17 protein-coding genes are annotated in these 14349 nt (G+C 68.1%); 9 read left to right on the top strand and 8 right to left on the bottom strand.

Translation table 11 applies throughout. The annotated features are described in order from the left end of the window. Positions 1 to 180 (top strand): cutinase family protein (locus tag BST44_RS22180; RefSeq protein ID WP_142274637.1); only part of this gene is annotated, 180 nt, incomplete at its 5' end. On the opposite strand, the gene truA is transcribed toward BST44_RS22180, so the two are convergent. The 8 genes from truA to infA form a co-directional block, all read right to left on the bottom strand. Beyond that, positions 177 to 1085, bottom strand: a complete 909-nt coding sequence (gene truA / locus BST44_RS22175) for a tRNA pseudouridine(38-40) synthase TruA (protein ID WP_142274636.1) — start codon at positions 1083 to 1085, stop codon at positions 177 to 179. The two genes, BST44_RS22180 and truA, sit on opposite strands and share 4 nt — an antisense overlap. Then, a complete protein-coding gene (rplQ, locus tag BST44_RS22170; protein WP_083179233.1) occupies positions 1015 to 1638 on the bottom strand; it encodes a 50S ribosomal protein L17 in 624 nt (207 codons plus the stop codon). The genes truA and rplQ overlap by 71 nt, the downstream gene beginning before the upstream one ends. Positions 1639 to 1715: 77 nt before the next feature. Further along, positions 1716 to 2759 carry a DNA-directed RNA polymerase subunit alpha gene (locus tag BST44_RS22165; protein WP_067950710.1) on the bottom strand — a complete coding sequence of 348 codons (1044 nt, stop codon included), beginning with the start codon at positions 2757 to 2759 and terminating at the stop codon, positions 1716 to 1718. A 75-nt stretch (positions 2760 to 2834) separates the two neighbouring features. Beyond that, positions 2835 to 3440, bottom strand: coding sequence for a 30S ribosomal protein S4 (gene rpsD, locus BST44_RS22160; protein WP_083179232.1), 606 nt, complete (start codon positions 3438 to 3440; stop codon positions 2835 to 2837). Between the two features lie 10 nt (positions 3441 to 3450). Further along, entirely contained in the window at positions 3451 to 3867 is a 417-nt protein-coding gene (gene rpsK, locus BST44_RS22155) for a 30S ribosomal protein S11 (RefSeq protein WP_007167901.1), read from the bottom strand. Positions 3868 to 3873: 6 nt separating this feature from the next. Further along, complete coding sequence (gene rpsM / locus BST44_RS22150) at positions 3874 to 4248, bottom strand: 30S ribosomal protein S13 (protein ID WP_007167900.1); 375 nt, start codon at positions 4246 to 4248, stop codon at positions 3874 to 3876. Between the two features lie 208 nt (positions 4249 to 4456). Then, entirely contained in the window at positions 4457 to 4570 is a 114-nt protein-coding gene (rpmJ, locus tag BST44_RS22145; protein WP_003879483.1) for a 50S ribosomal protein L36, read from the bottom strand. A gap of 42 nt (positions 4571 to 4612) precedes the next feature. Next, a complete protein-coding gene (infA, locus tag BST44_RS22140; RefSeq protein ID WP_003418601.1) occupies positions 4613 to 4834 on the bottom strand; it encodes a translation initiation factor IF-1 in 222 nt (73 codons plus the stop codon). A 260-nt stretch (positions 4835 to 5094) separates the two neighbouring features. Between infA and BST44_RS22135 the strand changes: the two genes are divergently transcribed. The 8 genes from BST44_RS22135 (at position 5095) to BST44_RS22100 (ending at position 14274) form a co-directional block, all read left to right on the top strand. Beyond that, positions 5095 to 6780, top strand: a complete 1686-nt coding sequence (locus BST44_RS22135) for an NAD(P)/FAD-dependent oxidoreductase (protein WP_083179230.1) — start codon at positions 5095 to 5097, stop codon at positions 6778 to 6780. Beyond that, positions 6777 to 8252, top strand: a complete 1476-nt coding sequence (locus BST44_RS22130; protein WP_083179229.1) for an ATP-binding protein — start codon at positions 6777 to 6779, stop codon at positions 8250 to 8252. The genes BST44_RS22135 and BST44_RS22130 overlap by 4 nt, the downstream gene beginning before the upstream one ends. A 29-nt stretch (positions 8253 to 8281) precedes the next feature. Further along, positions 8282 to 9124 carry an LLM class F420-dependent oxidoreductase gene (locus BST44_RS22125; protein WP_083179228.1) on the top strand — a complete coding sequence of 281 codons (843 nt, stop codon included), beginning with the start codon at positions 8282 to 8284 and terminating at the stop codon, positions 9122 to 9124. A gap of 22 nt (positions 9125 to 9146) precedes the next feature. Then, positions 9147 to 10013 carry an LLM class F420-dependent oxidoreductase gene (locus BST44_RS22120; protein ID WP_083179227.1) on the top strand — a complete coding sequence of 289 codons (867 nt, stop codon included), beginning with the start codon at positions 9147 to 9149 and terminating at the stop codon, positions 10011 to 10013. Positions 10014 to 10039: 26 nt separating this feature from the next. Then, entirely contained in the window at positions 10040 to 11035 is a 996-nt protein-coding gene (gene rfbB, locus BST44_RS22115; RefSeq protein WP_083179226.1) for a dTDP-glucose 4,6-dehydratase, read from the top strand. Position 11036: 1 nt separating this feature from the next. After that, positions 11037 to 11645: a dTDP-4-dehydrorhamnose 3,5-epimerase gene (gene rfbC / locus BST44_RS22110; RefSeq protein WP_083179236.1), complete on the top strand. Its 609-nt coding sequence runs from the start codon at positions 11037 to 11039 to the stop codon at positions 11643 to 11645. A gap of 231 nt (positions 11646 to 11876) precedes the next feature. Next, positions 11877 to 13061, top strand: a complete 1185-nt coding sequence (locus BST44_RS22105) for an acyltransferase family protein (protein ID WP_083179225.1) — start codon at positions 11877 to 11879, stop codon at positions 13059 to 13061. An 85-nt stretch (positions 13062 to 13146) separates the two neighbouring features. Continuing rightward, entirely contained in the window at positions 13147 to 14274 is a 1128-nt protein-coding gene (locus BST44_RS22100) for an acyltransferase family protein (protein ID WP_083179224.1), read from the top strand. Positions 14275 to 14349 lie beyond the last annotated feature (75 nt).

Here is a 14349-nt window from a genome sequence, read left to right as displayed (position 1 = left end):
TTCCCGAACAGGGCGGGCGGGTTGATGAGCGCCCTGACCCCCGAATTCGACGGCAAGACCATCGACCTGTGCAACACCGGCGACCCGATCTGCTCGGGCGGCACCCGCTGGGCGTCGCACCTGGGCTACGTGCCCACCTTGACCAACCAGGCCGCGCGTTTCGTCGCGGCCAAGGTTTAGCGGCTGCGCAGGTCCCGGGTGACCAGGTTGCGCGCCTCCAGCTGGTCATCGGGCGGATAGTCGACGCCCACCAGCGTCAGCCCGTGCGGCGGCGCGGCCGCGAAGTCGCTGGAACGGCTTGTGGCCGTGAGCAATCCACGGCACCAGGACACCGGGCGGCGATGCTCGCCCACGGCGAGCAGCGCCCCGACCAGCGAGCGCACCATCGACCAGCAGAACGCGTCGGCGGTGACGTGCGCGGTGATCAGTTCGCCGTCGCGCGACCACTGAAGGCGCTGCAGGTCGCGGATGGTGGTGGCGTTGGGCCGATGACGGCAGAACCCGGCAAAGTCGTGCAGCCCCACTAGGTCTCGCGACGCGGCGGCCATCGCGTCGACGTCCAGCGGGCGCGGCCAGGCGGTGACGTAGCGGGCCCGCTGCGGCTCCACGCCGTAGGGCGCCGTCGACAGCAGGTAGGTGTAATGACGCCGCAGCGCCGAGAACCGCGCGTCGAAACCCGCCGGGGCGCGGGCGACGCGGAGCACCCGGACATCGGAGGGCAGGAACCGTCCGAGCCGGCGCACCAGCGGGAGGAACTCCGGCTCGCCCACCCGCGGCGCCCGCGGGTAGGCGTTGGGCAGCGCGTCGGGCGGCACGTCGACGTGGGCCACCTGCCCGGTGGCGTGCACGCCCGTGTCGGTGCGGCCGGCGGCGCGCAGCCGCATCGGCGCGCGGAACAGGGTGGTCAGCGCCTCGTCGAGAACGCCGGCGACGGTGCGCTGGCCGGCCTGAGTTGCCCAGCCGGCGAATTCCGTTCCGTCGTAGGCGATGTCCAGCCGCAGACGGACGGCCTCGCTAACTCTCGTCAGCCTCGTCAGCCTCGGCGGCCTTCTCGGCCTCGGCCCGCGCGGCGACGGCCTCGTCATGCTTTTCCTCGGCGGCAGCCTCGGCCTCCGTGACCTCGGTCTCCTCGGCCTCGGGCCCGGTCACGTCGTCGGCCGTCGGGCCGACGGCCTCCTCGGGCTCGACCGCCGCCTGCGGCGCCGCCGCCGCGGCCACCGGCGCGTCAGACTTCTTGGAAGCCTTGACGCGACGCGCCCGGTCGGCCTCGGAGGTCACCGTCTTCTCCCGCACCAGCTCGATGACCGCCATCGGGGCGTTGTCGCCCTTGCGCGGCTCGACCTTGATGATGCGGGTGTACCCGCCGTTGCGGTCGGCGAAGAACGGCCCGATCTCCGCGAACAGGGCGTGCACCACGTCCTTGTCGCGGATCTTCTTCATCACCTCTCGACGGTTGTGCAGCGAGCCCTTTTTCGCATGCGTGATCAGCTTTTCCGCATACGGCCGCAGGGCGCGCGCCTTGGGCTCGGTCGTCTTGATCCGGCCGTGCTCGAACAGCGAGGTGGCCAGGTTGGCCAGCAGGGCCTTCTGGTGCGAAGACGACCCGCCGAGGCGGGGGCCCTTGGTGGGCTTGGGCATTGCACTATCTCCTCATTGGGGGCCGGCCCCCGTATCAGGTAGGGCCGGGACGGAATTCTGTTATCGGTGTCCGGCCGTTACAGCTGTTCGGTTTCCGCGTAGTCCTGGTCGTCGTAGGCGCCCTCGGTGGACCACGTGCCGGTGGCCACGTCGTAGCCCGCGACCTGCGACGGGTCGAAGCTCGGCGGGCTGTCCTTGAGCGACAGGCCCAGCTGGTGCAGCTTGACCTTGACCTCGTCGATGGACTTCTGACCGAAGTTGCGGATGTCGAGCAGGTCGGACTCGGTGCGGCTCACCAGCTCGCCGACGGTGTGCACGCCCTCGCGCTTGAGGCAGTTGTACGACCGCACCGTCAGGTCCAGGTCGTCGATCGGCAGCGCGAACGAGGCGATGTGGTCGGCCTCGGCCGGCGACGGGCCGATCTCGATGCCCTCGGCCTCGACGTTGAGTTCGCGTGCCAGCCCGAACAATTCGACCAGGGTCTTACCGGCCGACGCCAGCGCGTCGCGCGGCGTGATCGAGCTCTTGGTCTCGACGTCCAGGATCAGCTTGTCGAAGTCGGTGCGCTGCTCGACACGGGTCGCGTCGACCTTGTAGGTCACCTTGAGCACCGGCGAATAGATGGAATCCACCGGGATGCGGCCGATTTCGGCGCCGGAGGCCCGGTTCTGCACCGCCGGGACGTAACCGCGGCCCCGCTCGACGACGAGCTCGACCTCGAGCTTGCCCTTGTCGTTCAGCGTCGCGATGTGCATCTCGGGGTTGTGCACCGTGACGCCGGCGGGCGGCACGATGTCACCCGCGGTGACCGCGCCCGGGCCCTGCTTGCGCAGGTACATGGTGACCGGCTCGTCCTCCTCCGAGGAAACCACCAGGCCCTTGAGGTTCAGGATGATCGCGGTGACGTCTTCCTTCACCCCGGCGACGGTGGTGAACTCGTGCAGCACGCCGTCGATGCGGATGCTGGTGACGGCCGCGCCGGGGATCGACGACAGCAGCGTCCGGCGCAGCGAATTGCCCAGGGTGTAACCGAATCCCGGTTCCAGGGGCTCGATGACGAACTGGGAGCGGCTGTCGGTGAGGACTTCCTCCGACAGGGTGGGTCGCTGAGAGATCAGCATGGTGTTTCTTCTTCTCCTTCTCGGCACCCGCTATTTGATGCCGTTAAGACCTGCGCCGACATGGCGCAGGGGCTCTTACTTCGAGTAGAACTCGACGATCAGCTGCTCGGCGAGCGGCACGTCGATCTGTGCCCGCTCCGGCAGCTGGTGGATCAGGATGCGCTGACGCTCCCCCACCACCTGCAGCCAGCTCGGGATCGGCCGGTCGCCCGCCGTCTCCCGCGCGATCTGGAACGGCACGGTGTTCAGCGAGCCGTCCCGCACGTCGATGATGTCGTACTGCGACACCCGGTAGCTGGGCACGTTGACGTGCACGCCGTTGACGCTGAAGTGGCCGTGGCTCACCAGCTGGCGGGCCATCCGGCGGGTGCGGGCGAGCCCGGCGCGGTAGACGACGTTGTCCAGCCGGCTCTCCAGGATGCGCAGCAGTTCCTCACCGGTCTTGCCGGGCTGGCGGGTTGCCTCTTCGTAGTAGCGGCGGAACTGCTTCTCCATGACGCCGTAGGTGAACCGGGCCTTCTGCTTCTCCTGCAGCTGCTGCAGGTATTCGCTTTCCTTGATCCGCGCGCGACCGTGCTGGCCGGGCGGGTAGGGGCGCTTCTCGAAGGCCTGGTCGCCACCGATCAGGTCGGTGCGCAGCCGCCGCGACTTGCGGGTGATGGGTCCGGTGTAACGAGCCATGATTCTTTCCCTAGACCCTTCTGCGCTTGGGCGGACGGCAGCCGTTGTGCGGCTGGGGGGTGACGTCGGAGATCGCGCCGACCTCGAGGCCCGCGGCCTGCAGCGAGCGGATCGCCGTCTCCCGGCCCGAGCCCGGGCCCTTGACGAACACGTCGACCTTCTTCACCCCGTGCTCCTGCGCCTTGCGCGCGGCGTTCTCGGCGGCGAGCTGCGCGGCGAACGGGGTCGACTTGCGCGAGCCCTTGAAGCCGACGTGACCCGAGGACGCCCAGGCGATGACGTTGCCCTGCGGGTCGGTGATGCTCACGATCGTGTTGTTGAACGTGCTCTTGATGTGCGCGGCGCCGTGCGGGATGTTCTTCTTTTCCCGCTTGCGGGTCTTCTGCCCCTTCTTGGGTGCAGAGGCTGCCTTCTTGGCTGGTGGCATGGGCGATTACCTGGCCTTCTTCTTGCCGGCGATGGTGCGCTTCGGTCCCTTGCGGGTGCGCGCATTGGTCTTGGTCCGCTGGCCGCGCACCGGCAGGCCGCGGCGGTGCCGCAGGCCCTGGTAGCAGCCGATCTCGATCTTGCGACGAATGTCGGCCTGCACCTCGCGGCGCAGGTCACCCTCCACCTTGAGGTTCGCTTCGATGTAGTCGCGCAAGTGGGTCAGCTGGTCGTCGGTCAGGTCCCTGGTGCGCAGGTCCTTGTCGATCCCCGTAGCTGCCAGGATCTCGTTCGACCGGGTCCGGCCGACGCCGAAGATGTAGGTCAGCGCGATCTCCATCCGCTTGTCGCGCGGCAGATCGACGCCTACTAGTCGAGCCATAGGTGGCGTTTCCTCTTTTTCTAAGCGGAGGTCTGATCCCAGCCCGTTCCCGCCCTCGAGGCGGGGTCCGGCCTCCGTCCGGACGTGGGTGAGCGGCGTATTCGCTCAGTGGTACTGGGAGGTCTGCATTCAGTTGTGTTGCATGCGCTTGAGCTGATTACACGGCGGCGACCCGCTTCGCCCGGCTGCGCCGGGCTTGCGATCGCCGCTAGCCCTGGCGCTGCTTGTGCCGCGGATCGGAGCAGATCACCATGACCCGCCCATGCCGACGGATCACCCTGCACTTGTCACAGATTGGCTTGACGCTCGGGTTCACCTTCACGGCTGTTCGATCCTGTTCTTTCTCGTGGTCTGTTTCGGGCTGTTACTTGTACCGGTACACGATGCGGCCCCGGGACAGGTCGTAGGGAGAGAGCTCCACCACCACCCGGTCCTCGGGCAGGATGCGGATGTAGTGCTGCCGCATCTTGCCGCTGATGTGGGCGAGCACCTTGTGGCCGTTCTCCAGCTCAATGCGGAACATCGCATTGGGCAGGGGCTCGACCACGCGGCCCTCGACCTCTATGGCACCGTCCTTCTTGGCCATACTTTTCAGCAATCCTCGTCTTTGGTTTCGTATCCTGTGTGCGCCCATATCGGCGCAGCATTCGCCCGACTAGAAACGTGAGCCAAGGGCAGGAAATTCCAAGGAATTCCTAAGACAGGGCACGCAAAAAGTCGGCGCGGATGACGCACCGTTGTCCCACGATACCTGGTCAGGCGCCCGACCCAAAATCGCCGGCAGCGAAATTCACCGGGCCCGCTCGACCTGCCGCGCGGGTCCTGACGAGGGCATACTTAACCCCGATGACGAGCCCCGCGAGCCCCGCAACCCCCGAAGGTCAGCCTCGCAAGCCCGTGCTGCTGACCGTCGACGACGATCCCTCCGTCTCGCGCGCGGTCGCCCGGGATCTGCGCCGCCAGTACGGCGACCGGCACCGGATCGTGCGCGCGGATTCGGGTCCCGACGCGCTGGACACCCTCAAGGAGCTCAAGCTGCGCGGCGAGACGGTCGCGGTGCTCATCGCCGACTACCGGATGCCGCAGATGAGCGGCATCGAATTCCTCGAGCGGGCGATGGACCTCTACCCGGCGGCGCGCCGCGTGCTGCTGACCGCCTACGCCGACACCCACGCCGCCATCGACGCGATCAACGTCGTCGACCTGGACCACTACCTGCTCAAGCCGTGGGATCCGCCGCAGGAGAAGTTCTACCCCGTCATCGACGGGCTGCTGGACGCCTGGCGGGCGGCGCCCGAACACCCGATCCCGCACACCAAGGTGATCGGGCACCGCTGGTCGGAGCGGTCCTGGCAGGTGCGCGACTTCCTGGCCCGCAACGGGCTGCACTACTCGTGGTTCCGCGCCGACGACCCCGACGGGCAGCGGTTGCTCAAGGCCGCCGGCGAGGACGGCCTGCGGCTGCCGGTCGTCGTCACCGAACGCGGCGACACCCTCGTCGAACCCACCGACGCACAGCTGGCCGACACCCTGGGCCTGACCACCACCCCGTCGCAGGAGTTCTACGACCTGATCGTCATCGGCGGCGGACCGGCGGGGCTGGCCGCCGCCGTGTACGGCGCCTCCGAGGGCCTGCGCACGGTGCTCATCGAGCGCACCGCGACGGGTGGGCAGGCCGGCCAGAGCTCGCGGATCGAGAACTACCTGGGCTTTCCCGACGGGGTGTCCGGCGGCCAGCTGGCCGACCGGGCACGGCGGCAGGCCGAGAAGTTCGGTGCCGAACTCATCACCGCCCGCACCGCCACCGCGCTGGAGGTCAACGGCCCCAAGCGGACCGTGCGGTTCGCCGACGGCGGCTCCATCGACGCGCACGCCGTCATCCTGGCCACCGGGGTCGCCTACCGCCAGCTGCCGGCGGAGGGCTGCGGCGAGCTGACCGGCCGCGGCGTCTACTACGGCGCCGCCGTCTCCATCGCCTCGGAGTGCGCCGGTGAGGAGGTCTACGTCGTCGGCGGCGCCAACTCCGCCGGCCAGGCCGCGATGTACCTGTCGCGTGAGGCCAAGTCGGTGACCATCGTGGTGCGGGCCCCGTCGCTGGACGCCTCGATGTCCTACTACCTGATCCAGCAGATCCGGCAGCGGCCCAACATCACCGTGCGCACCTGCACCGAGGTGCGCCGCGCCGTCGGGAACGACCACCTGGAGCGGCTGACCCTGGTCGACAACCAGACCGGCGAGATCGAGGACGTCACCTGCGCCCGGATGTTCATCTTCATCGGCGCGGCGCCGCGCACCGAGTGGCTGGACGGGGTGCTCGCCCGCGACGACCGCGGCTTCGTCCTCACCGGGCCGGACCTGCGCAACGTGTGCGGCTGGACGCTGGACCGCCCGCCCCACCACCTCGAAACCAGCGTGCCGGGCGTGTTCGCCACCGGCGACGTGCGCGCCGAGTCCGCCAAGCGCGTCGCGGCCGCCGTCGGCGAGGGGTCGATGGCCGTCATGCTGGTGCACCGCTACCTCGCCGAATCATGACCGCCAAGGTGCCGTGCCGGCCGGACGAGCTGCGCACCCTGTTCCTGTTCGAGGCGCTCACCGACGAGCAGCTGGCGATGTTGTGCGCCAACGGGCAGATCGAGACCTACGCACCCGGCCCGATCTGCGTCGAGGGCGAGCCGGCGACCTGCCTGTACGTCCTGATCGAGGGTGAGCTGGCGATGTCGAAGCTCTCGGGCGGCCAGGAGATCGAGACCAACCGGACGTCGCAGCGCGGGGTGTATTGCGGCGCCTGGCGCGCGTTCACCGGGCAGCTGCAGCAGCAGAGCTACGACGCGACGGTGTACGTCACCAGGCCGTCACGCTTTTTCGTGCTCGACGCGCCCGCGTTCGCCGACTTCATGAAGGACCAGTTCCCGATGGCCGTCCACCTGCTCGACGGGATGGCGGTCGGCCAGGAGCGCACCCGCCGGATCATCGACAACCGCGAGAAGCTGCTCGCGCTGGGCCAGTTGTCCGCCGGGCTGACACATCAGCTGAACAACCCCGCCGCGGCCACCGTCCGCGCGGCGTCCGAGCTGAGGCAGCGGGTCGCCGGCATGCGCCAGAAACTGGCGATGCTCGCCGACGGCACCGTCCCGCCGGACGCGCTGCGGGCGCTGGTGCGGCTGCAGGAGGAGGTGGCGGCCCAGGTCGCCAAGTCGGCTTCGGCCAGCCTGACCGCGATCGAGACGGCCGATCTGGAAGACGCCGTCGGCGACTGGCTCGAGGACCACGGCATCGACGGCGGGTGGGACATCGCGCCGACCTTCGTCGAGGGGGGCATCGACACCGATTGGCTGGAGCGGATCGCCGCGGCGACCGAGGAGCTCGGCGCGTCGACGTCCCTGGAGAAGGCCATCCGCTGGCTGACCTACACCGTCGAGAGCGAGCTGCTGCTGAACCAGATCTTGGAGGCCAGCAAGCGGATCTCCGCGCTGGTCGCCGACGCCAAGCAGTATTCCCAAATGGACCGCGCGCCTTTCCAGGTGGCCGACGTGCACGAGCTGCTGCACAGCACGCTCACCATGTTCGCCGACCGGCTGGGCAGGGACACCGCCGTCGCGGTGGTCAAGGAATTCGACCGATCGCTTCCCCGAATACCTTGCTACCCAGGCGATCTCAATCAGGTGTGGACCAATATCATCGACAACGCCATCGCGGCGATGCGCGATGAGGGCGGCACGCTGACCATCCGCACCTGCCGGGAAGGCGAGAACATGGTGCGCGTCGAGATCCGTGACACCGGGCCGGGGGTGCCCGAGGAGGTGCGCGAGCGCATCTTCGAACCGTTCTTCACCACGAAGCCGTTCGGCGAGGGCACCGGGCTCGGGCTGGACCTGGCGTTCAACATCGTCGTCAAGAAGCACCGCGGGGACCTGCGGGTCGAATCGGCGCCCGGCGACACCAGGTTCATCGTGCTGCTGCCCCTCGAAAGCCCGCCGGCCGCGGACGTCGACCTTCCGGAATAGCCGCGCCGCCCGCTGGGTTGGGAACAACCATGACCGATGCAGCCAGCAAGCCCAGCCTCGGCCGGTTCGGAGTGTTCGGACGCGGCGTCACACCCGAACAAGCCAAAGACATCGAATCGCTGGGCTACGGGGCCGTGTGGGTGGGCGGTTCGCCGCCGGCCGAGCTGGCCTGGGTGGAACCCATCCTCGAGGCGACGACCAGCCTGCAGCTGGCCACCGGCATCGTCAACATCTGGACGGCGGCGGCCGAGCCGGTGGCGGAGTCGTTCCGCCGGATCGAGGCCGCCTACCCCGGCCGCTTCCTGTTGGGCATCGGCGTCGGCCACCCCGAGGCGCACACCGAATACCGCAAGCCCTACGACGCGCTGGTGGAGTATCTGCAGCGGCTCGACGACTTCGGCGTGCCCGCCAACCGTCGGGTGGTGGCCGCGCTGGGCCCGCGCGTGCTCAAGCTGTCCGCCGAACGCGCCGCCGGGGCGCACCCGTACCTCACCACCCCCGAGCACACCGCGCGGGCCCGCGAGCTGATCGGTCCGTCGGCCTTCCTGGCGCCGGAACACAAGGCGGTGCTGACCACCGACCCCGAGAAGGCCCGCGCGGTGGGCCGCAGGGCGCTCGACATCTATTTCCAGCTCGCCAACTACCGCAACAACTGGAAGCGGCTCGGCTTCTCCGACGAGGAGGTCACCAAGCCGGGTAGCGACCGCCTGGTCGACGCGCTGGTGGCCTACGGCACGCCCGACGCGATCGCGGCTCGGCTGAAGGAGCACCTCGACGCGGGGGCCGACCACGTGCCCGTGCAGGTCCTGACGAAGGATGAAAACCTGGTTCCGGCGCTGGCCGAACTGGCGGGGCCGCTCGGACTGAGCTAGCAGACGTTAGGGAGGGACACGGATGACCGAGCCGGTGGCACTCAAACCGGACCTGGGCCGGTTCGGCGTATGGCTGGGGTCGAGGTCCATCACGCCCGGACTGGCGCGGCGGATCGAATCGCTCGGCTACGGCGCCGTCTGGATCGGCGGATCGCCCGACGCCGACCTGGCCTGGGTGGAGCCCGCCCTGGCCGAGACCTCGTCCCTGCAGCTGGCCACCGGGATCGTCAACATCTGGACCGCGCCGGCCCCGGCCGTCGCCGAGTCCTTCAAGCGCATCGAAAAGGCCTACCCGGGAAGGTTCTTGCTGGGGATCGGCGTCGGGCACCCGGAGCACACCCAGCAATACGCCAAGCCCTACGACGCCCTCGTGGCCTACCTCGACGACCTCGATGCGGCGATGGTGCCGACCAGCCGGCGGGTGCTGGCGGCGCTCGGGCAGCGCGTGCTGCGGCTGGCGGCGCAACGCTCCGCCGGCGCCCACCCCTACCTGACGACGCCGGAGCACACCGCCAAAGCGCGCGAGCTCGTCGGACGCTCGGTGTTCCTCGCCCCCGAACACAAGGTGGTGCTCACCACCGACTCGAACGAGGCCCGCGCGATCGGCCGGCAGACCGTCGATTTCTACCTGGGCCTGAGCAACTACGTGAACAACTGGCTGCGACTGGGCTTCACCGAGGCCGACGTCCGCAAGCCGGGCACCGACCGGCTGATCGACGCGGTGGTCGCGCACGGCACGCCGGAGGCCATCGCGCAACGACTCCGCGAACACTGCGACGCCGGGGCCGATCACGTGGCCATCCAGGTGCTGGGCGCCGGTGACGACGACGCGCTCGTCTCGGTGCTCAGTGAACTGGCCGGACCGCTGGGGCTGACTCGCGCAAGCTGACCGACTCGCTCGGTTAGGGTTTGACCATGCGGCTATTGGTCACCGGCGGCGCTGGTTTCATCGGCGCGAATTTCGTGCACAGCACCGTCCGTGAGCACCCCGAGGATTCCGTGACGGTGCTCGACGCGATGACCTACGCCGGGCGGCGCGAGTCGCTGGCCGGCGTCGAGGACGCCATCCGGCTGGTGGTCGGCGACATCTGCGACGCCGACCTGGTGTCCCGGCTGGTCGCCGAGTCCGACGCGGTGGTGCACTTCGCCGCGGAGAGCCACGTCGACAACGCCCTGGACGACCCGGCGCCGTTCCTGCACACCAACGTGGTCGGGACGTTCACCATCCTGGAAGCGGTGCGGCGCCACGGTGCGCGACTGCACCACATCTCGACCGACGAGGTCTACGGCGACCTGGAGCTCGACGACCCCCACCGGTTCACGGAGTCCACGCCCTACAACCCGTCGAGCCCCTACTCGGCCACCAAGGCCGGCGCCGACATGCTGGTCCGGTCCTGGGTGCGGTCCTATGGCGTGCGCGCGACGATCTCGAACTGTTCCAACAATTACGGGCCATACCAGCACGTCGAGAAGTTCATCCCACGCCAGATCACCAACGTGCTCACCGGGCGACGGCCCAAGCTGTACGGCAGCGGCGCCAACGTCCGCGACTGGATCCACGTCGACGACCACAACAGCGCCGTGCGGCGCATCCTGGAAAAGGGCGAGATCGGCCGCACCTACCTGATCAGCTCGGAAGGCGAGCGCAACAACCTCAGCGTGCTGCGGACGCTGCTGAAGATGATGGGCCGCGAACCCGACGACTTCGACCACGTGACCGACCGCGTCGGCCACGACCTGCGTTATGCCATCGACCCTTCGACGCTCTACGACGAACTCTGTTGGGCGCCAAAGCATACCGACTTCGAGGAGGGCCTCAGCGCCACCATCGACTGGTATCGTGCCAACGAATCATGGTGGCGCCCTTTGAAGGACGCCGCGGAAGCCCGTTACGAAGAGCGTGGTCAGTGAGATGAAGGTACGCGAACTCGCCATCCCCGGCGCCTGGGAGATCACCCCCACCATTCACGGCGACTCCCGGGGCCTGTTCTTCGAATGGCTGACCGATCGTGGCTTCACCGAGTTCGCCGGTCACCGGTTGGATGTCCGGCAAGCGAACTGTTCGGTTTCCTCCGCCGGTGTTTTACGCGGCTTGCACTTCGCGCAGCTGCCGCCGAGCCAGGCCAAATACGTGACCTGTGTGCGCGGCTCGGTGTTCGATGTGGTGGTCGACATCCGCGAGGGTTCGCCGACGTTCGGCCAATGGGACTCGGTGCTGCTCGACGACAAGGACCGCAGGACGATCTACCTGTCCGAAGGCCTGGCGCACGGCTTCCTTGCCCTGCAGGACGATTCGACGGTGATGTATCTGTGCTCGGCCGAATACAACCCGCAGCGTGAGCGCACGATCTGCGCGACCGATCCGGCGATCGGGGTCGACTGGCCACTGGTGAACGGCGCCCCGCCGAGCCTGTCCGACCGCGACGCAGCGGCGCCCGGCTTCGAAGAAGTGCGCGCCGCCGGCCTTTTGCCGAGCTGGCAGGAAACGCAGGCGTTTATCGCTGGAATGCGTAACCGATAAGCGCGTGACCACACAATTTAACGAAATGCGAGGATCGTTATCCCGCAACGCACTTGGCGACTCAGCAGGTGCGAGATTGTATTCATCAGCGGACCCGCTGCTTACGCGGATATGGGCGGTCCGCTTATTTGCCATTGCGCGATACCTCAGATACCGTGAACCAGCCCTTTTCGGTGCTTGGTCACGATACGATGACGCCGATAGGCCCTGTGCGGACTACGGGGGAGGCGGATGAAACTCGGGCAGGTCTTCGATCCGCGAAATAATGCGCTGAATGCCTGGCGGTTGGTGCTGGCCGGCGAGGTGATCTTTTGGCATACCTTCCCGATCAGGGGCCACCTGCCGAACAGCCGGGCCGTTCTCCAGCTTCTGCTTTGCGTAGGCGTGGACGGGTTTTTTGCCATCTCAGGCTTCCTCATCACAGCGAGCTGGCTCAGCAATCCTCGGCTCCGTGAATATCTGGCGGCTCGGGCGCTGCGCATCCTGCCCGGGTTCTACGTCTGCCTGCTGGTGACCGCGTTCGTCATCGCCCCACTCAGCGTGGCGATCCGGGGTGGCTCGTTCACCAAACTCATCACCTCGGGCGCATCGCTGGACTTCGTGTTGAAGAACAGCGCCGTGGCGCTGGTCAAGTTCGATATCGGCGGCACACCCACCGGGATTCCCAGCGCGGGCGTCTGGAACGCTTCTTTGTGGTCGCTGATCTGGGAAGTGATGTGCTACCTCATCGTGGCCTTCATCGGCGTCGTCGGACTCGCCAACCACCGGTGGGTCTCCGTCGTTTTCCTGGTGGCGGCGACGGGCGGCGCGATGACGCTGCCGGGGATCAAATTCCCCGACGTCATGACCCAACACGAGGGCGACGTCCGCACCGCCCTGTTCTTCTTGGCGTGCCGGGCCGCGATCATGTTCGCGGCCGGGGCGTTCCTGTATCAGTGGCGCGATCTGATTCCGGCCCGCTGGTCACTCGTCGCGCTGAGCGCCGTCGTCGTCGTGGCCGCCGGCTTCCTGCCGGACTACCGGGTGGTCGGCGCCCTCCCGCTGGCCTATGCCGTGGTCGTCTCGGGGGCACTGATCCGCAACAAGCACCTCAAACTGCGTACCGATCTGTCCTATGGCATGTACATCTACGCGTACCCGACCCAGCAACTGCTGCTCGTGTGCGGGCTCATCACCCTGAACCCGCTGCTGTTCACCGGGGTCACCGCCGCCGCGACGCTGCCGCTGGCCGCGGCGAGCTGGTTCCTGATCGAAAAGCCGGCGCGGCGGCTCAAACGGCGGTTCAGAAGTAAACTGCCCGCCCCACAAGACCAAGACCAAGACCAAGAAGAGAACCGCGAACAAACGGTGATGGTGCGACCCGCTCGCGAGGTCGCCGAACCCGCGCTCCCCCCGGAGCTACCGGGCACCGCCTAGCCGCAACGGCCAACCGCCCACGCCGCCGGCCGCCGGCCGATACGATGGCGCGGACAGTTCGGTGGGGGACGACGGTCGGAGACGGATGAAGCTGGGACAGGTATTCGATCCGCGCAGTAACGCCCTCAACGCGTTGCGGTTGGCGCTGGCGGCCGAAGTGATGCTGTTCCACTCCTGGCCCATCACCGGTCATCCGCCGCCTGCGGCGATCAACCAGCTCTTCTTCTCGGTGGGGGTCGACGGCTTCTTCGCAATCTCCGGATTCCTGATCACTCGGAGTTGGCTCACCGACCCGCGGGTGCGCGACTACCTCACCGCGCGGGCCCTGCGCATCCTGCCCGGGTTCTACGTCTGCCTGGTGGTGACGGCGTTCGTCTTCGCGCCGCTCAGCCTGCTCATCCAGGGCGGGTCGGCCCTGAAGCTGCTGGGTTCCACCGCGCCGATCCAGTACGTCCTGAAAAACAGCGCAGTGGCCTACCTTCAACCGGACATCGCCGGCACACTGCGGGGCATTCCCGGTGGACCGACCTGGAACGCGTCGCTGTGGTCCCTGGTCTGGGAACTGCTGTGCTACCTCGCCGTAGCGCTCATCGGCGTCGTCGGACTGGCCAACCGCAGGTGGGTTTCTCCCGTGCTGCTGGTGGTGGCCGTCTGCGCGGCATTGGCGTTCCCACCGCTGACGTTCCCCGGTACCTGGACCATCCCCCAGTTGGCGGCGCGGTCGGCCATCATGTTCGCCGCCGGTGCGGTGATGTATCAGTGGCGCGAGGTGATTCCCGCCCGGTGGTCACTCGTCGCGGTGAGCGCGGTCATCGTCTTTGCGGCCGGGTTCCTGCCCGACTACCGCGTTGTCGCGGCGCTTCCCCTTGCGTATGTCGTCATCGTGTCGGGCGCCCTGCTGCACCACAAGCGGCTGCGGTTGCGCACGGACGTGTCCTACGGCGTGTACATCTACGCGTACCCCACCCAGCAGATCCTGGCCGTCTGCGGGCTCGCGTTCTTGCATCCGGTCGTGTTTTTCGGCCTCAGCGCCCTTGCCACGCTGCCGCTGGCCGCCCTCAGCTGGATCGTCATCGAGAAGCCGTCGATGTCCCTGAAGCGCCGGCTCAAGCAGAAGTGGGGCGCACCCGCGCCCGCAGGCCCCGGCGGCGAACAACCCCGCGACCTCGTCGGCGACCGGCCCGCCGCTGAGGCTCCGGGTAGCGCCGCCTAGGCCGCCGGGTCACACGGGTCGAATCGCCGAAACTCGCACACGCGTGGCGGCGTGACATAGGATGCCGCGGACGGC

Origin of the sequence: Mycobacterium scrofulaceum, from assembly GCF_002086735.1 — a bacterium.
GTDB lineage: Bacteria > Actinomycetota > Actinomycetes > Mycobacteriales > Mycobacteriaceae > Mycobacterium > Mycobacterium scrofulaceum.
This window is presented reverse-complemented; position numbering and strand designations above follow the sequence as displayed.